The organism is Ensifer sp. PDNC004, from assembly GCF_016919405.1.
Taxonomy (GTDB): domain Bacteria; phylum Pseudomonadota; class Alphaproteobacteria; order Rhizobiales; family Rhizobiaceae; genus Ensifer.
This window is the reverse complement of the sequence record NZ_CP070353.1, coordinates 2,760,387-2,777,860: the sequence shown is the minus strand read 5'-3', so window position 1 is coordinate 2,777,860 and position 17,474 is coordinate 2,760,387. Positions and strand designations below refer to the sequence as shown.

The window sequence follows — 17,474 nt, the reverse complement described above, 5'->3', positions numbered from 1 at the left end:
GAGTGAAAATTTCTTATCGACTTACGTATAGTCGTATATCGAAAAAGCTGAATGAAAGGAAACGTCCATCAGTGGTTGTGGTTTCCATGAAGTTACCGGGGCTCGGCTGACCATCGGAGCGCCGCCTTGAGGCTGGACATCAGGAAAGATGCCTCTCGCCCCTGCCTTCTCTTCACGATTTTGTGCAGTGCAAAAATGATGCCTTGAAATTGTTGCGACGCATAATTATTATACGACTTATCGAAGCGCTGCACCTCCTCCCGCGGCGCCCGATGCGGATCGGCGGCACTCCTCCTCCCAGCTGTCGATCAAGTTCGAGAGCCCCGTGTACCTCCTCCCACACGGGGCTCTTTTCATTTGCGCGTACGCCCGTGGCTTTTTGCTCATCGGCATCAGGACGCCCACCGCCTCCCATATCTCCTGAGGTCATACGGATCGCCGGCGCCGCGCCGGACGATGGCCTATGCCGTTATCGATCTCCTCGCGAATCCTGCTATGGCTTCGCCTCATTGTTGTGTTCGGCTGCCGCCACGACAAAGGAGGACTGCCATGAAGCTTCGATCCACCGTCTTCGCCCTCGGCGCCTTTGCAGCCCTGAACGGCGAGGCTCTGGCGCAGGACAGCGTCGCCTATGTCGATGACCGGTCCGATGGGCCAGCGCTCGTGCGCTCGCTCTACAATGCCGTCAACCGCAAGGAATATGCCCGCGCCTATGGCTATTTCGGCGAATCGAAGCCTGTCGGCGGCTTCAAGGCCTTCACCCGCGGCTATGAGCGCACGGTGTCTGTCGAGATCAAGGTGGGCAAGGTGAAGACGGAGGCCGGGGCGGGCAGCATTTATTCCGCCGTTCCCGTCGCGGTGAAATCGATCGAGAAGCGGGGGCGGGTGCGGTTCTTCGCCGGCTGCTACGTCACCCGCATCATCAATCCGTCGCTGCAGGTGCCGCCGTTCACACCCTACCAGATCGAAGCGGCGCGCCTGCACGAGGTGAAGGGGCCGCTCGAACAGGCGCTGCCGACGGTCTGCAACGCGCCCTGATAATGGACGCGCCCCTCGCCTAGGGGAGGTCGCTTTCCTTCGGCTGGTGGCGCTCCGCCACGAACCGCGCTCGCTCGAACACCAGGATTACCACCAGCGCCAGGATGAAGGGGATGATCAGGTAGAGCAGCCGGAAGATCGCAAGCGCCGCAAGCACGGCTGCCGGATCCATTTCCGGCAAAGCGGCGATGAAGATCAGTTCCAGCACGCCGAGCCCGCCCGGCGCATGCGAAAGCAGGGCCGCCGAGAACGAGGCGAGGAAGATACCGAGAATGACGATGTAACCCGGATTGCCGGCTTCCGGCAGGGCGAAATAGATGATCCCGGCGGCGCCGATCAGCTCCACCGGCGCGACCACCAGCTGCCGGAATACGATCTTCGGCTTGGGGTAGTGCAGCTGGAACCAGCGGGTGCGGAACGATGGCAGCCCGACGAGGCTGCCGATGACATAGAGCCCAATGACGATGAGGATCAGCACGCCCGTGGTCAGCGACATTTCGACCGGCAGGAACTCGGCAAAACGTTCGATGATGTCGGGACGCATCAGCAGCACGACGGCCGATAGAACCAAGGTGCCGAGCGTGAAGGTGAAGGAGCAGAAGGCGACCAGCACGCCGACCTCGCCCGGGGAAAGCCCCTTGGAGCGATAGGCGCGGTAACGCACGACCGCGCCGGAGAACACCGAGGCGCCGAGATTGTGCGACAGCGCGTAGGTCGTGAACGAGCAGAGCGTGATGAACCAGAGCGAAATGCGGTGGCCGAGGTGGTCGAGCGCAAGTCGGTCGTAGGCCGCCAGAGCCGCATAGGCGAGGAGCGTCGAGCCGATCGCCAGGAGCCAGCTCCTCAGCGAAATCGCATTGAAGCTTGCGAGAAACTCGTCGAACGACAGGCCGCGCAGCTCATGGTAGAGCGCGTTGACCGAAAACAGGATCGCGAGAAGGCCGACGACGGGCCAGAAATAGGTCTGCAGCCGCTTCATGCCGGTGCCGTGATCGGTGCGAGGGCGTGGCAGGGGTGTTTCAAGGACACTTCCGTTGCAGCGGCCGGAGGGATTCTCCGAGCGGAGACGTTCTGTTTTCTGAGCCGCTTTGTCATAGCATCACGCCCGCAGCGCGACGCTTCGGTCCTTACCCTTGCCAACGATCCGATTTCCCTTTGTGATTTGTTTCACAAAAAGGAAGCACCTGAGACCTCGGAGGTCAAGGATTGACGGCCTGCCGACAGCGGAGAAACCGCCGGGAAACAATGAAGGGGAAACGGTAAAGCGCGGGCATGGCGCCGATCGGGCAGGGATGCGTGCGCGTCGAAGCGGGTTTTGCGCGCAAGGGCTGCATTATCGGCGGCCGCGCAATCAAATCGAAAAAAGCCGTGGCGGAGGGCTTCGCCACGGCTTCCGGGGTCAAATATGCGGGGCGGGATGCCCGGAAAACCGCGACCCGTCCCGCACGGATCATCAGGCGGCGAGCGCGTCGAGGATGCGGATCCAGGAGCGGATGCCCTTGTGATAGGACTGCAGCTCGTACTTCTCGTTCGGTGAATGGATGCGGTCGTCGGAGAGCCCGAAGCCGACCAGCAGCGATTCCATGCCGAGCATCTTCTGGAAGTCGCCGACGATCGGGATCGAGCCACCCATGCCGATGATGACGGCCGGCTTCGGCCACTCGTCGGAAAGGGCCACCTTCGCGGTGTTGAGCAGCGGCGATTCGTACGGAAGGTGGATCGCCGGCGAGCCGCCATGGGCGTGGAACTCGACCGAGCAATCGGCCGGAACTTTCGAGCGCACATAGGCGCGGAACGCTTCGCGGATCTTTTCCGGGTTCTGGTTACCGACGAGGCGGAAGGAAACCTTTGCCGAAGCCTCGGCCGCGATCACCGTCTTGAAGCCTTCGCCGGTATAGCCGCCGGTGATGCCGTTGACTTCCGCGGTCGGTCGCGCCCAGGTCAGTTCCAGAACCGAGCGGTTCTTTTCGCCCGACGGGATCGACAGGCCGATTTCGCCGAGGAACTTTTCTGCCGTCTGGCCAAGCGTTTCCCAGGCAGCCTTGATCTGGGCGGGGGTCTCTTCGACACCGTCGTAGAAGCCCGGCAGCGTCACGCGGCTGTTTTCGTCATGAAGGCCGGCGAGAACGGTGGTGAGAATGCGGATCGGGTTGGCGGCAGCACCACCGAAGTAGCCGGAATGCAGGTCGCGGTCGGCAGCCCGGACGATGACCTCTTCGCCGACGAGGCCGCGCAGGCCAGCGGAGATCGCCGGCGTATCGCGGTCCCACATGCTGGTGTCGCACACCAGCGCATAATCAGCCTTGAGTTCGGCGGCATTGGCTTCGAGGAAGGGCTTCAGCGACGGCGAGCCGGACTCCTCCTCGCCTTCGAACAGGATGGTGACGCGGCAGGGCAGGGCGCCATGCACGTCCTTGTAAGCGCGCACCGCTTCGACGAAGGTCAGGAGCTGGCCCTTGTCGTCGGCCGTGCCACGGCCGGTGATCACCTTGCGGCCGGGCTCGATCTCCTTGATGCCGGGCTCGAACGGATCCGTGTCCCAGAGGTTCAGCGGATCGACCGGCTGAACGTCATAGTGGCCATAGAACAGCACATGCGGCGCATCGGGCTTGGCGCCGTCATGGTGGGCGACGACCATCGGATGGCCGGGGGTGTCGCGGACCGATGCGGTGAAGCCGAGAGCGTTGAGCTCGGCCACCAGCCATTCTGCCGCCTTGCGGCATTCCGCCTTGAAGGCCGGGTCGGTCGAGATCGACTTGATGCGAACCAGGTCGAACAGCCGATCGAGGCTCTTTGGCAGGTTGGCGTCTGCGCGTTCGAGAACGGGGGTGATGTCAGCCATCATGCATATCCTTGCTTCAAGTTTCGCCGGAACCTACTGCATGTGCCGCCAAAGCGAAATCGATTTGAGCGATTTTGGGCAGAGGTCCCAGGTGACGGTGAACGGAGAGCCTGGCGCCTTGGCAAGGGGAGTGCCGGGGCGCCCGGATCGGCGCGTCTGCCTCCTGCATTAGAACGGGCGCACGCCCGATTTAAGCCAAATTTTTTGATGGAACGATCAGGCCGGGCGATGGCGCATCAGGCGCGACTGTCGCTTCGTGCCACGCTGGCGAGCGCCATGCGCATATATTCGAGCATCAGTTCGCGCTCGAAGTTCCTGAGGCCGGCAAGCAGCGACTGGTCGGCGGCAAGCGCTGCCTCCTTGGCGGCCGCCTCCATCTCCTTTGCCTTTTCGGTCAGGTAGATCTGTTGCGAGCGCTTGTCCTGCGGATGCTTGCGGCGCAGGATGAGCCCGTCACGCTCCATGCGAGCGAGCGTGTTGGCCATCGTCGCCTGTTCGATGTCGAGCCGATCGAGCAGCTGTTTCTGCGTCAGGCCCTCTTCGGCCCAAAGCTCGAGCAGGATGGGAAACTGACCTGGCGCGAAACCAAGCTTCTGGCCGCGCTCGTGAAGCGCGCGCGAAAAGCTCTTCGCCAGCAGGCTGGCCAGGTAGGTCGCAGATTCCATACGATTGAAGGCCATGCCTATCGGTACGCCCGAACCGCCATGAAGACAAGTTACAATGCAGGCGATGGACCTTGAGACTGTCGCGGTTCACCGGGATTTGAGCGGAGGTGATCGGACGGCAGAAACAAAAAACCGTCACGGTGCGGAGGCGGCGCCGTGACGGTCTTTTGAAAACGGGACAAAGGCCCGGAGAGGGGGATAAGGCCTTTGTCCTCATCTGGTGCGGGCGGGGGACAGGCCAATCACCAGAAGACGGCATCACTCGGTGCCGTTGACTAAGATTTGAGGATTCAAATGTGGCTTTTCAAGGATACCAGGGCTGAATCGGACATTACAAATACGTAACGTTTGCGTGAAGCTGAACGGCCGCTTGCGAAGCCTTCAGGCGCTCGATCCCAGGGCGAAATCGACCCCCGTTTCCGCAATCCGCGGTGGCGATCGCGGCTACCGCGGCTGGTGGAGAATGTAGTGTCTGGCGGGAAAACCGCAATGGACCTTTGGCTTGCCCCGCGCTATCCATTTGCCCATGAAAAACGGTGATCATCTCTTCCTCGTCGACGGCTCCGGATTCATCTTCCGGGCGTTCCACGCCATCCCGCCGCTCAACCGCAAATCCGATGGCCTTCCGGTCAACGCGGTATCGGGTTTCTGCAACATGTTGTGGAAGCTGCTCACCGATGCGCGTGACACGTCGGTCGGCGTTACGCCGACCCATTTCGCGGTTATCTTCGACTATTCGTCGAAGACCTTCCGCAACGCGCTCTACGATCAGTACAAGGCAAACCGCACGGCGCCGCCGGAAGATCTGATCCCGCAGTTCGGCCTGATCCGTCACGCGACGCGCGCCTTCAACCTGCCTTGCATCGAGAAGGAAGGTTATGAGGCCGACGACCTGATCGCCACCTACGCCCGGCTTGCGGAAGCCGCCGGCGCCGACGTCACCATCGTCTCGTCCGACAAGGACCTGATGCAGCTCGTGACCTCGAACGTGTCGATGTACGACAGCATGAAGGACAAGCAGATCTCGATCCCGGAAGTGATCGAGAAATGGGGCGTGCCGCCGGAAAAGATGATCGATCTGCAGGCGATGACCGGTGATTCCACCGACAACGTGCCCGGCATTCCCGGCATCGGCCCGAAGACGGCCGCACAGCTGCTCGAAGAGTACGGCGATCTCGAAACGCTGCTGGCCCGCGCCGGCGAGATCAAGCAGGTCAAGCGCCGCGAAAACATCATCGCCAATGCCGACCTCGCGCGGCTGTCGCGACAACTCGTCGAACTCAAGACCGACACGCCGCTCGACGTTCCGCTGGAAGATCTGAGCCTGGAGCCGCAGAACGGTCCCAAGCTGATCGCCTTTCTGAAGGCGATGGAATTCACCACGCTGACACGTCGTGTTGCCGCTGCGACCGGCACGGACGCCGATGCCGTCGAAGCAGCCGCAGTGCCGGTGGAATGGGGCGCCGATGCGCGCGGCCCTGATCTCGACAAGGGCGATGGAGCGGCGAAGGTCAGCGAAGGCTCTTCCACGGCGGCTGTCGCCCGTGGCGAGGCCGCGGAAGCGGCCGCCGTCCTGTCGCGTGGCGCCGAAGCGAATGGCGCGGACGCGACGCCCGAGGCGCTCGCTGCCGCGCGCGCTGAAATCTTCGCCAAGGCGCCGATGGATCGGAGCGCCTATGTGACGATCCGCGACATCGCCACCCTCGACCGGTGGATATCGGACGCGCGCGAAGCCGGTGTCGTCGGCTTCGACACGGAAACGACCTCGCTCGATGCCATGCAGGCCGACCTCGTCGGCTTCTCGCTGGCGATTGCCGACCACAGGGCCGATCCGACCGGCGCTTCCATCCGGGCGGCCTATGTGCCGCTGATCCACAAGACCGGCGTCGGCGACCTGCTCGGCGGCGGGCTCGCCGAAAACCAGGTCCCGGTCGCCGAAGCCTTGAGCCGGCTGAAGCGCCTGCTGGAGGACCCGTCCGTCCTCAAGGTCGCGCAGAACCTGAAATACGACTACCTCGTGATGAAGCGGCACGGCGTCACCGTCGAAAGCTTCGACGACACGATGCTGATGTCCTACGTCGTCGATGCCGGCAACGGCACCCATGGCATGGACTCGCTGTCCGAGCGCTGGCTGAACCACAAGCCGATCGCCTACAAGGACATCACCGGAACCGGCAAGTCGTCGGTGACCTTCGACTTCGTCGACATTGACCGGGCGACCGCCTACGCCGCCGAGGACGCGGACGTCACGCTGCGGCTCTGGCATATCCTGAAGGCCCGATTGGCCGCCAAGGGACTGACGCGCGTCTACGAGCGTCTGGAGCGGCCCCTGGTTGACGTTCTGGCACGCATGGAAAACCGCGGCATCACCGTCGACCGCCAGATCCTGTCGCGGCTTTCGGGCGAGCTCGCCCAGGGTGCGGCCGGTCTCGAGGACGAGATCTACAAGCTCGCCGGCGAAACCTTCACCATCGGCTCGCCGAAGCAGCTCGGCGATATCCTCTTCGGCAAGATGGGCTTTGCCGGCGGCTCGAAGACCAAGACCGGGCAATGGTCGACCTCGGCGCAGGTTCTGGAAGACCTGGCAGCCGAAGGGCACGAGCTGCCGCGCAAGATCGTCGACTGGCGGCAGTTGACCAAGCTCAAGTCCACCTACACCGATGCGCTTCCGGGCTTCGTCCATCCGCAGACGAAGCGCGTGCACACGTCCTATGCGCTTGCCGCCACGACCACCGGCCGCCTGTCGTCGTCCGACCCGAACCTGCAGAACATTCCGGTGCGCACCGCCGAAGGCCGCAAGATCCGCACCGCCTTCATCGCGACGCCGGGCCACAAGCTGCTCTCGGCCGACTACAGCCAGATCGAACTGCGCGTGCTTGCCCACGTCGCCGATATCCCGCAGCTGCGCCAGGCCTTCGCCGACGGCGTCGACATCCATGCGATGACCGCATCGGAAATGTTCGGCGTGCCGGTCGAGGGCATGCCCGGCGAAATCCGCCGGCGCGCCAAGGCGATCAACTTCGGCATCATCTACGGCATCTCTGCCTTCGGTCTTGCCAACCAGCTGTCGATCGAACGCTCGGAAGCCAGCGACTACATCAAGCGCTATTTCGAGCGCTTCCCGGGCATTCGCGACTACATGGAAGGCACCAAGGTGTTTGCCCGCGAGCACGGCTACGTCGAGACGATCTTCGGCCGTCGCGCGCATTATCCCGACATCCGCTCGTCGATCCCCTCGCATCGCGCCTTCAACGAGCGCGCAGCGATCAACGCGCCGATCCAGGGCTCGGCCGCCGATATCATCCGCCGCGCCATGGTCAAGATGGAGCCGGCGCTTGCGGAGGCGAAGCTTTCGGCTCGCATGCTGCTGCAGGTGCACGACGAACTGATCTTCGAAGTCGAGGACGCAGAGGTCGAAAAGACCATTCCGGTCGTCGTCTCGGTGATGGAGAACGCCGCCATGCCGGCGCTCGACATGAAGGTGCCGCTGAAGGTCGACGCGCGCGCGGCGACCAATTGGGACGAGGCGCACTGATCCGGTCGTACACACGGGTTTTCTGATGGAATCCTCTCAGAAAACCTCAAAAGTCGGATGCGACGAATCTTGCAGCGCCCGGGGGCATTTCATGCTCCCGGGCGCCTTTCCATCAGGATGATAGAAAGCGTAGGCCGCCGCAGCCGGAACGATTGCCGGCGCGTTCGACTCCTCATAGGCAGCCCTAGGGAAGGGGCCGGAAGCCTCGTCCGAAACGGCTGCAATCGGAGGAGATCATGGCGCCGAAGACTTTCATTCTTGTCCTGTCCTGCGACGACAAACCCGGCATCGTCGCCGCCGTCACCACGGAGCTTGCCGCCCTTGGCGCAAACATCGCCGAGAGCAATCAGTTCTGGGATACCAGGACCAACAGCTTCTTCATGCGCATCGCCTTTCAGGTTGCAGCGAGCGTTCAGGCAGGTGATGTCGAGCGGGCGCTTCACCCGGCGGTCGAGCGCTTCCAGATGCGGACCACGCTCACGGATGCTGCGGTCAAACCGAAGATCCTCGTTCTCGTATCCAGGTTCGACCACGCGCTGCTGCACCTGCTCTACCAGATCCGTGTGGGCTGGCTGAACGCGGAGGTCGTCGCCATCGTCTCCAACCACGAAGACAGCCGGCGCACGGCCGAGGCCGAAGGGCTCGCCTATCACTGTTGGCCGGTATCGAAGGACAACAAGGTTGAGCAGGAGGAAAGGCTTCTGCGCTTGGTTCAGGAGACCGGCGCCGATCTCGTCATCCTTGCCCGCTACATGCAGGTGTTCTCGGACAATCTGTCGAAGCGCCTCTACGGCAAGGCGATCAACATCCACCACTCGTTCCTGCCGAGCTTCAAGGGGGCAAAGCCCTATCATCAGGCGCATGAGCGCGGGGTGAAGCTGATCGGGGCGACCGCGCATTACGTTACGCCGGACCTCGATGAGGGGCCGATCATCGAGCAGGAAACCGAGCGCGTCAGCCATGCGCTGACAGCGGAAGATTTCGTCGCCACCGGTCGCGATATCGAGAGCCGAGTGCTGGCGCGCGCCGTCAAGCTGCACCTGGAGCGGCGCGTCATGCTCAACGGCCACAAGACCGTGGTGTTCAGCTAAGGGGTCCGGAAGGCCCTCGTGTAGCCGGTACTTTCTGGAGTGCCGGCTACGGTGGTTACAGGCGTGCGACCACGGCCGTTGCCGTAACGGCCGGCGCGCGGAAGCTGGCAAACAGCCGGCTCAGGCCTTCGCGCCCCTCGGCTGCCAGGTCGAAGCGGCGGCCGAACAGCAGCCATTCCGTACAGAGCCCCAGCATCATCCAGTGCAGCGTCCGCGTCGCCGAGGCCGGGGTCCAGGTCTCGTGCATCTGCCCCTTGGCGAGCGCGCGGGAAAAAGCGAGTTCGAGCACGACGTTATGGTGCTCGTCGAGTTCCTTCTGGCGGGCGAGCACTTCGCCGAGGTCACCGTCGTAATTGGTGCGCAGCATGATCGTAAGGATACGCTGGCGCTGCTCGTCGGCGGCGAGCACATCCAGCCAGTCGCCCATGGCGCCTTCGAGGATGGAGAGGGTGTCGGCAGCTTCCGCTTCGATCTCGCGGGCGACCATGTCTTCCTGCGGCAGGGGCACAGCGTCGTGCAGCGCGAGGAACAGGTCGGTCTTGTTGGCGAAGTGCCAGTAGATGGCGCCACGGGTCACGCCGGCGGCCTTGGCGATTTCTTCCAGCGTCGTGTTCGAGACGCCCTTTTCGTAGAAGACGCGCTCGGCGGCGCTCAGGATCTTCTGCCTCGTTGCTTCTGCATCGGCCTTTGTTCGGCGCATTCATTCCTCCTCATGCGACGGCCCGCCAGAGGCGGGCCGTCCAATCTTGTTTTACTCGGCGGGTGTGGGGTTTTCTGCGGCTGTCGGTGTGTTTTCCACCTTCTTTCGGCTGAACAGCTTCGTGACGAACACGAAGAAGACAGGAACGAAGAAGATGGCGAGCACCGTTGCCGAGATCATCCCGCCCATGACGCCCGTGCCAATGGCGCGCTGGCTGCCGGAGCTGGCACCCGTGGCGATCGCGAGCGGCAGAACGCCGAGCGTGAAGGCCAGCGACGTCATCAGGATCGGCCGGAAGCGCAAGTGTGCCGCCTCCAGCGTCGCGTCGATCAGCGACTTGCCCTGCTCGCGCAGTTCCTTGGCAAACTCGATGATCAGGATCGCGTTCTTGGCCGAGAGGCCGATGATCGCGATCAGGCCGACCTTGAAGTACACGTCGTTCGGCATGTCGCGCATCATCACGGCGAGAACCGAGCCGATGACGCCGAGCGGAACGACCATGATCACCGCGACCGGGATCGACCAGCTCTCATAGAGGGCGGCAAGGCACAGGAACACCAGAAGGCACGACAGCGCGATCAGGAGAGGCGCCTGGGTACCGGACTGGATTTCCTGCAGGGACTGGCCGGTCCACTCGTAGCCGAAGCCTGCCGGGAGCTCGCCCGCAAGCCTTTGCATCTCGGCGATCGCGTCACCCGACGAGTAGCCGTGGGCTGCTTCGCCGCTGATACGCACCGACGGGTAGCCGTTGTAGCCGATCGTCTGGGTCGATGCCTTGACCCACTCGACGGTCGCAAAGGCCGAGAGTGGCACCATGCCACCATTGGCATTGCGAACGTTGAGGTTCAGCAGATCAGTCGTCTGCATGCGCTGACCCTCGTCCGCCTGCACCGTCACGCGCTGCATGCGGCCGGCATTCGGGAAGTCGTTGACATAGGACGAGCCAAGGTTGGTCGAGATCGTCGAGTTGATATCGGCGAAGGTAACCCCGAAGGTGTTGGCCTTCTCGCGGTCGATGGTCACGCTGACCTGAGCCGCATCGGGCATGCCTTCGAAACGAACGCCGGTGACGATCTTGCTCTCAGCCGCAAGGCCGAGAAGCTGGTCCCGGGCCTGCGACAGAGCCGCTTCGCCGAGGCCGCCGCGATCCTGCAGGCGGAAGGAGAAGCCGCCTGTGGTGCCGAGGCCCTGGATCGCCGGCGGCGACAGCGCGAAGCTGATCGCATCCTTGATCTGGCTCATAGCCATCGTTGCCCGCATGGCAATCGACTGAGCAGCATTGTCGGCGTCGCGTTCGCTCCAGTCCTTCAGCGTCACGAAGGCGAGCGCTGCGTTCTGTCCGGTGCCGAAGAAGGAGAAGCCGTTGATCGCGATGATGCGTTCGACAGCCGGCTCCTTGCCGAAGATGTTCTCGGCCTGCTCAACCACCTCGGTCGTACGGTTGCCCGTCGCCTCGGAGGGAAGCTGCATCATGACGATCACGAAGCCCTGATCTTCGTCCGGAAGGAACGACGACGGCAGCTTCATGAACAGCCAGCCGAGGCCGGCAAGCACGGCGACATAGATGATCATGTAACGGCCGGTCCGGTGGACCAGGCGCTTCACGATGCCGCTATAGCCATGCGAGGTCTTGTCGAACGAGCGGTTGAACCAGCCGAAGAAGCCGCGCTTGGCGTGGTGGTGGCCCTTGGGAACCTGCTTGAGGAAGCTGGCGCACAAGGCTGGCGTCAGCGACAGGGCAAGCAGCGCCGAGAACAGGATCGACACGACCATCGTCAGCGAGAACTGGCGATAGATCACGCCGACGGCGCCCGGGAAGAAGGCCATCGGAATGAACACCGAAGCCAGAACCAGCGTGATACCGATGACGGCGCCGGTGATCTGCTTCATCGCCTTGCGGGTTGCGTCCTTCGGCGTCAGTCCCTCTTCGGACATGATGCGTTCGACGTTTTCGACGACGATGATCGCATCGTCGACGAGAATACCGATAGCCAGCACCATGCCGAACATGGTGAGCACGTTGATCGAAAAGCCCATCGCCAGCATCACCGCGCAGGTGCCGAGCAGGGCGACCGGAACGACGAGCGTCGGGATGATGGTGTAGCGGATGTTCTGCAGGAACAGGAACATCACGACGAAGACGAGCGCGACGGCTTCGAGCAGCGTCTTAAGCACCTTCTCGATCGATACGGCAACGAACGGCGAAGTGTCGTAGGGAACCGAATATTCGAGACCCTGCGGGAAGAACTTCGACAGTTCGTCCATGCGCTCCTTGATCGCGGCCGATGTCGACATGGCGTTGCCGCTCGGCGACAGTTGCACGGCGATAGCCGCGGACGGCTTGCCGTTCAGGCGGGTCGAGAACGCATAGCTCTCGCCGCCGATTTCGACGCGGGCGACATCGCGCAGCCGAACGGAGGAACCGTCCGGATTGGCGCGAAGCACGATCGCTCCGAATTCCTCGGCGCTCGACAGCTGGCCCTTGACGACGACGGGGGCACTGATCTGCTGTGTGATCGGGTTCGGCTGGGCGCCGATCGAGCCGGATGCGATCTGGGCGTTCTGGGCCTGGATCGCATTGGTCACGTCGGCAGCCGTCAGATTGAGGCCGAGCATCTTGTCCGGATCGAGCCAGATGCGCATCGAGCGTTCGGTGGCAAACAGCTGCGCACGGCCGACGCCGGGCACGCGCTGGACTTCGTTCAGAACGTTGCGGCTGAGATAGTCGCCGAGAGCGATGGCGTCCATCTGGCCGTCGGTCGAGGTGAGCGCGACGATCATCAGGAAGCCGGAGCCGGCTTCATCGACCTGCACGCCCTGGCGCTTGACCGAATCGGGCAGGCGCGGTTCGACGCGGCGAACGCGGTTCTGAATGTCGACGGCCGCCTGTCCCGGGTCGGTGCCCGGTGCAAAGGTGGCGCTGATTTCGACCGAGCCGGAGGCGCTGGAGGTCGACTCGAAATAGAGCAGGCCTTCGACGCCGTTCAGCTCATTTTCGATCAGCCGAGTGACGCTCTGGTAGGTGTCCTGGGACGACGCCCCGGGATAGCTCGTGTTGATCGAGATCTGCGGCGGTGCGACATCAGGATATTGCGATACCGGCAGAAGCGGTATCGCGATGATGCCGGCGAGCATGATGAAGATCGCCACCACCCAGGCAAAAATAGGCCTGTCGATGAAAAAACTGGGCATTAATCAGCACTCACTTTGTGGCTTCAGCGGGCTTTTCGTCGGCAGAGGCCGCCGTCTGCGCTGCTTCGGCAGTCGGCTTGGCGTCCGGGTTCCAGTCCGTCGGTTCGACGGGGGCACCGGGGCCGATCTTCTGGAAGCCCTCGACGATGACCTTCTCGCCGGCCTTGAGACCGGAGGTCACCTGCCAGCGGGTGCCGATCGTGCGGCCGAGGGTCACGTTGCGGAACTCGACCTTGTTGTCGGCGCCGACGATATAGACCTGCGACTGGCCGGCATTGTTGCGCTGGACGGCCTGCTGCGGAACGGTGATCGCGTCCTTCTCGACGCCCTGCTGCACGAGCACGCGAACATACATGCCGGGAAGCAGGTCGTTGTCGGGGTTCGGGAACTCACCGCGCAGGGTTACCTGGCCGGTCGTCGCATCGACGGCGGCTTCCGAGAACAGGAGCTTGCCCTTGTGCTCGTAGACCGTGCCGTCGTCGAGCACCAGCTGGACTTCGGCTTCCTGGCCGTCACCGTTCATCATCTTGCCGTCCTCGAGTGCCTTGCGCAGGCGGATGAGGTCGGTCGCCGACTGGGTGAAGTCGGCGTAGAGCGGGTCGAGCTGCTGGATCGTCGCGAGGTTTTCCGAGCTGTTGGTGCTGACAAGCGCGCCTTCGGTGATCAGCGCACGGCCGATGCGGCCGCTGATCGGCGCCGTCACGTCGGCATATTGCAGGTCGAGTTTGGCCGCCGCGAGGCCGGCTTCTGCGATCGCGACATCGGCGTCGGCGGTCGCAAGCAGCGCAGCCGCATCTTCCAATTGCTGCGCGGCGACGACGTTCGCCTTCCTCAGCTGTTCCTGGCGATCGGCCTTCTGCTGGGCCTGCTGGCGAATGGATTGGGCACGCCGAAGCGTTGCCTCTGCCTTTTCGACCTGAACGCGGAAGGGCGCAGGATCGATGCGGTAAAGCACATCGCCCTCATTGACCTTGGAGCCCTGCTGGAAGACGCGTTCGACGACAATGCCGGAAACGCGCGGACGGACCTCGGCGACGCGGGTCGCGGCGATGCGGCCCGGCAGCTCGTTGGTGATCGGCAGGGTTTCGGCCTTGGTCGTGAAGACCGCGACGGCGGACGGTGGGAATGCGGCGGCGCCCTGTTGTGCTTCCTCTTTCTGGCAGCCGGAAAGAAGAATCACAGTTGCCAAGGCGGCGGCCAGTGTCGGTCGGTTCATGCGCATAGCGATGTCCATATTCGGTGACCGCAGGCGACAGGTGCATCTCGCAAGGTGCCCGTACGGTCCGGAAGTGAAGGGGAGCAAAACCGGTATCGCTTGGGGAAAATACCGGAAAGCTAATATACAAACACAAATGTATGTTAAATTGCTTTGCGGCGCAACAGAGTCGTTCAGCACGGACAATCAAAAAATAAATCAACCGCCACAGGGGTTTAAGCCCAGGGCGGTTGCTTTTCACGTAGCTGTGATGAGGCCTCGGCCTCAAAGCGGATCAGGCGAGAACGCGGTCGTCGTCGCCGAAACGGTGCATGGCGCCGACCGTCGGCGTCGCATAGACGATGTCGTCAGGCGCGTAGCGGTGTTCGCCGAAGAGGCGGACGGTGATGGTGCCGACCTGCTCGCTGTCGATGTAGACGATGGTGTCGGCCCCGAGGTGCTCGACATGCACCACCTTGCCCTTCCAGTCGCCGCTCTCGCGCGAAAGCGCCATGTGCTCCGGGCGGATGCCGATCGTCTTGGCTTTGACATCGCCGAGCCGGGCGCCCTCGATGAAGTTCATCTGCGGCGAGCCGATGAAGCCAGCGACGAAGACGTTCGCAGGCCTGTTGTAGAGGTCCATCGGCGAGCCGATCTGCTCGATCTTGCCGGCGTTGAGGACGACGATCTTGTCGGCGAGCGTCATCGCCTCCACCTGGTCGTGGGTCACGTAAATCATCGTTGCCTTCAGGCTGCGATGCAGCCGGGCAATCTCGAGCCGGGTGTTGACGCGCAAGGCCGCATCGAGGTTCGAAAGCGGCTCGTCGAACAGGAAGAGCTTCGGTTCGCGCACGATCGCGCGGCCGATCGCCACGCGCTGGCGCTGGCCGCCGGAAAGCTCGGCCGGGCGACGGGCGAGGTAGGGATCGAGCGACAGCATGCTCGCTGCCTTGCCGACCTTGTCCTCGATCTCCGCCTTCGGCGCGCCTGCCTGCTTCAGGCCAAGGCCCATATTGTCCTTCACCGACAGGTGCGGATAGAGCGCGTAGGACTGGAACACCATGGCGATGCCGCGCTTGGCGGGCGCCACATGGCCGACTTCCGTGCCGTCGATCTGCACGCTGCCGGAGGTCGCGTCCTCGAGACCGGCGATGGTGCGCAGCAAGGTCGACTTGCCGCAGCCGGACGGGCCGACGAAGATGACGAATTCGCCGTCCTTCACCTCGAGGTCGATGCCCTTCAGCACCTCATGGCTACCGTAGGCCTTGCGGATGGATTTGAGTTGAAGCGATCCCACCTGGTTGCCCCCTTTAAAGTTTGACTGGTCTGCCGGTGCGCACGCTTTCGTCTGCTGCAAGGCAGATGCGGAGCGACTGCACGGCGTCGTTCATGTGACGGTCGAGGTCGATGTTTTCGCGAATGGCCTTCAGCACATAGGCCTGTTCGCGGTCGCAGAGTTCCTGGTGGCCGGGTTCGCCGTCCATCTTCAGGTCCTCGTCGGCTTTGAGGAATCGGCCATCGGGACCGGTTTCGGCATTGTGCAGCCGGATCACCGCGGTCTTGGTGTGCATGTCGATGTCGTCGGACTTCGCATTCTGGTCCATGACGATCGACACCGATCCCTTCGGCGACATCACGTCCTTCACGAAGAAGGCGGTCTCCGAGATCATCGGTCCCCAGCCGGCTTCGTACCAGCCGGCCGAACCATCCTCGAAGATCACCTGCAGGTGGCCGTAATTGTACATGTCGGGCGCGATCTCGTCGGAGAGGCGAAGCCCCATGCCGCGCACTTCCACCGGCTTGGCGTCGGTGATCTGGCACATGACGTCGACATAGTGCACGCCGCAATCGACGATCGGCGACGTCGTCTTCATCAGCGACTTGTGCGTCTCCCAGGTCGGTCCGCTCGACTGCTGGTTCAGGTTCATGCGGAAGACATAGGGGCCGCCGAGCTTGCGCGCTTCGGCGATCAGCCGGATCCACGAGGGGTGATGGCGAAGGATGTAGCCGATCACCAGCTTGCGGCCGTGTTTCTTCGCCGCCGCGACGACGCGCTCGGCGTCGGCGACGGTGGTCGCGAGCGGCTTTTCGACGAAGACGTCGGCGCCGGCCTCGAACGCCATGACCGCAAAGTCGGCATGGCTGTCCGAATAGGTGCAGATCGAGCAGAGCTCGGGCTTCAGTTCGGCCAAAGCCGCCTTGAAGTCCGGATGGATCGTGTAGCCGCTCAGTTCCTCCGGCAACGGTACCTTCGAACGGTTGACGAGGCCGACGATCTCGAAGCCGGGATTGTTGTGATAGGCGAGCGCATGGCTGCGCCCCATGTTGCCGAGCCCCGCGACGAGGACCCGGACCGGTTTGCTGCTTGCACTCACTTGACTGCTCCTGCCGTGATGCCGCGGATCAGTTGCCGCGAGAAGATGACGTAGAGGACGAGAACCGGAAGGATGGCGAGCGACAGCGCCGCCAGAACCGCGTTCCAGTTGGTGACGAACTGGCCGATGAAGATCTGCGAGCCGAGCGTCACCGTCTTGGTCGCTTCCGCCGGCGCGAGGATCAGCGGGAACCAGAGGTCGTTCCAGATCGGGATCATGGTGAAGACCGCGACCGTTGCCATGGCCGGCCGGACGAGCGGCAGAACCAGGCGGAAGAAGATCGAATATTCCGACAGCCCGTCGATGCGTCCGGCGTTCTTCAGGTCATCGGAGACCGTGCGCATGAACTCCGAGAGAATGAAGATCGCGAGCGGCAGGCCTTGGGCGGTATAGACGAGGATCAGCGCCGTCAGCGTGTTGACGAGGTTGGCAGCGACCATGCCCTGCAGAATGGCGACGGTACCGAGGCGGATCGGGATCATGATGCCGATCGCGAGATAAAGCCCCATCAGCGTGTTACCGCGGAAGCGGTATTCCGACAGCGCGAAGGCGGCCATCGCCCCGAAGAGCAGCACCAGTGCGATCGAGACGATCGTGACGATGAAGCTGTTCTGGAAATAGGTGGCGAAGTCGCCCTGGCCGAGGACCGTTTCATAGCCGATCAGGCTGAAGGTCTGCGGCGTCGGGATCGTCAGCGGCGCCCGGAAGATCGCGTTGCGATCCTTGAACGAGTTGATGATCGTCAGGAACACCGGGAACAGCGAGATGAGCGTGTAGGCGATGAGCGCTGCATGCACGAAGCCGGTGCGGAGAAATGAATCGCGTGCTTTCGACATCTCCG

General features: G+C 63.0%; 12 protein-coding genes. 3 read left to right on the top strand and 9 right to left on the bottom strand.

The window, feature by feature from the left end; genetic code table 11:
* The first annotated feature begins 549 nt into the window (after positions 1-549).
* Complete coding sequence (locus tag JVX98_RS21830) at positions 550-1,038, top strand: hypothetical protein (RefSeq protein WP_192448226.1); 489 nt, start codon at positions 550-552, stop codon at positions 1,036-1,038.
* A gap of 19 nt (positions 1,039-1,057) precedes the next feature.
* Here JVX98_RS21830 and JVX98_RS21825 read toward each other — a convergent pair whose 3' ends face one another.
* The 3 genes from JVX98_RS21825 to JVX98_RS21815 form a co-directional block, all read right to left on the bottom strand.
* Entirely contained in the window at positions 1,058-2,017 is a 960-nt protein-coding gene (locus JVX98_RS21825) for a YbhN family protein (RefSeq protein WP_192448225.1), read from the bottom strand.
* A 474-nt stretch (positions 2,018-2,491) separates the two neighbouring features.
* A complete protein-coding gene (locus tag JVX98_RS21820; RefSeq protein WP_192448224.1) occupies positions 2,492-3,883 on the bottom strand; it encodes a M20/M25/M40 family metallo-hydrolase in 1,392 nt (463 codons plus the stop codon).
* Positions 3,884-4,116: 233 nt separating this feature from the next.
* The gene (locus JVX98_RS21815; protein ID WP_192448223.1) at positions 4,117-4,560 is read right to left on the bottom strand and encodes a MarR family winged helix-turn-helix transcriptional regulator; all 444 of its coding nucleotides are present in this window, start codon (positions 4,558-4,560) and stop codon (positions 4,117-4,119) included.
* A gap of 511 nt (positions 4,561-5,071) precedes the next feature.
* On the opposite strand from JVX98_RS21815, the gene polA reads away from it, so the two are divergent.
* Both polA and purU read left to right on the top strand, forming a co-directional pair.
* Positions 5,072-8,080: a DNA polymerase I gene (gene polA / locus JVX98_RS21810; protein ID WP_205237398.1), complete on the top strand. Its 3,009-nt coding sequence runs from the start codon at positions 5,072-5,074 to the stop codon at positions 8,078-8,080.
* Between the two features lie 236 nt (positions 8,081-8,316).
* Positions 8,317-9,171 (top strand): formyltetrahydrofolate deformylase, encoded by an 855-nt coding sequence (purU, locus tag JVX98_RS21805; RefSeq protein WP_205237397.1) that lies wholly within the window; start codon positions 8,317-8,319, stop codon positions 9,169-9,171.
* 55 nt (positions 9,172-9,226) lie between these two features.
* On the opposite strand, the gene JVX98_RS21800 is transcribed toward purU, so the two are convergent.
* From JVX98_RS21800 to JVX98_RS21775, 6 genes are all read right to left on the bottom strand, one after another.
* Entirely contained in the window at positions 9,227-9,871 is a 645-nt protein-coding gene (locus JVX98_RS21800) for a TetR family transcriptional regulator (RefSeq protein WP_192448220.1), read from the bottom strand.
* A gap of 51 nt (positions 9,872-9,922) precedes the next feature.
* Positions 9,923-13,063 (bottom strand): efflux RND transporter permease subunit, encoded by a 3,141-nt coding sequence (locus tag JVX98_RS21795; RefSeq protein ID WP_192448219.1) that lies wholly within the window; start codon positions 13,061-13,063, stop codon positions 9,923-9,925.
* A 10-nt stretch (positions 13,064-13,073) separates the two neighbouring features.
* Positions 13,074-14,297 carry an efflux RND transporter periplasmic adaptor subunit gene (locus tag JVX98_RS21790; RefSeq protein ID WP_205237396.1) on the bottom strand — a complete coding sequence of 408 codons (1,224 nt, stop codon included), beginning with the start codon at positions 14,295-14,297 and terminating at the stop codon, positions 13,074-13,076.
* Between the two features lie 256 nt (positions 14,298-14,553).
* On the bottom strand, positions 14,554-15,555 hold the full coding sequence (locus JVX98_RS21785; protein WP_192448217.1) for an ABC transporter ATP-binding protein: 1,002 nt from the start codon (positions 15,553-15,555) through the stop codon (positions 14,554-14,556).
* A 13-nt stretch (positions 15,556-15,568) separates the two neighbouring features.
* Positions 15,569-16,633 (bottom strand): Gfo/Idh/MocA family protein, encoded by a 1,065-nt coding sequence (locus JVX98_RS21780; protein ID WP_205237395.1) that lies wholly within the window; start codon positions 16,631-16,633, stop codon positions 15,569-15,571.
* The gene (locus tag JVX98_RS21775) at positions 16,630-17,469 is read right to left on the bottom strand and encodes a carbohydrate ABC transporter permease (RefSeq protein WP_043626614.1); all 840 of its coding nucleotides are present in this window, start codon (positions 17,467-17,469) and stop codon (positions 16,630-16,632) included. Before JVX98_RS21775 ends, JVX98_RS21780 begins: the two co-directional genes overlap by 4 nt.
* Positions 17,470-17,474 lie beyond the last annotated feature (5 nt).

What these genes read in the sequence shown, in the direction of transcription:
- purU (WP_205237397.1), top strand. Translation starts at nt 8,317, where the DNA reads ATGGCGCCGAAGACTTTCATTCTTGTCCTGTCCTGCGACGACAAACCC.
- JVX98_RS21815 (WP_192448223.1), bottom strand. Translation starts at nt 4,560, where the DNA reads ATGGCCTTCAATCGTATGGAATCTGCGACCTACCTGGCCAGCCTGCTG.
- JVX98_RS21795 (WP_192448219.1), bottom strand. Translation starts at nt 13,063, where the DNA reads ATGCCCAGTTTTTTCATCGACAGGCCTATTTTTGCCTGGGTGGTGGCG.
- JVX98_RS21820 (WP_192448224.1), bottom strand. Translation starts at nt 3,883, where the DNA reads ATGATGGCTGACATCACCCCCGTTCTCGAACGCGCAGACGCCAACCTG.
- JVX98_RS21825 (WP_192448225.1), bottom strand. Translation starts at nt 2,017, where the DNA reads ATGAAGCGGCTGCAGACCTATTTCTGGCCCGTCGTCGGCCTTCTCGCG.
- JVX98_RS21830 (WP_192448226.1), top strand. Translation starts at nt 550, where the DNA reads ATGAAGCTTCGATCCACCGTCTTCGCCCTCGGCGCCTTTGCAGCCCTG.
- JVX98_RS21790 (WP_205237396.1), bottom strand. Translation starts at nt 14,297, where the DNA reads ATGGACATCGCTATGCGCATGAACCGACCGACACTGGCCGCCGCCTTG.
- JVX98_RS21800 (WP_192448220.1), bottom strand. Translation starts at nt 9,871, where the DNA reads ATGCGCCGAACAAAGGCCGATGCAGAAGCAACGAGGCAGAAGATCCTG.
- JVX98_RS21775 (WP_043626614.1), bottom strand. Translation starts at nt 17,469, where the DNA reads ATGTCGAAAGCACGCGATTCATTTCTCCGCACCGGCTTCGTGCATGCA.
- polA (WP_205237398.1), top strand. Translation starts at nt 5,072, where the DNA reads ATGAAAAACGGTGATCATCTCTTCCTCGTCGACGGCTCCGGATTCATC.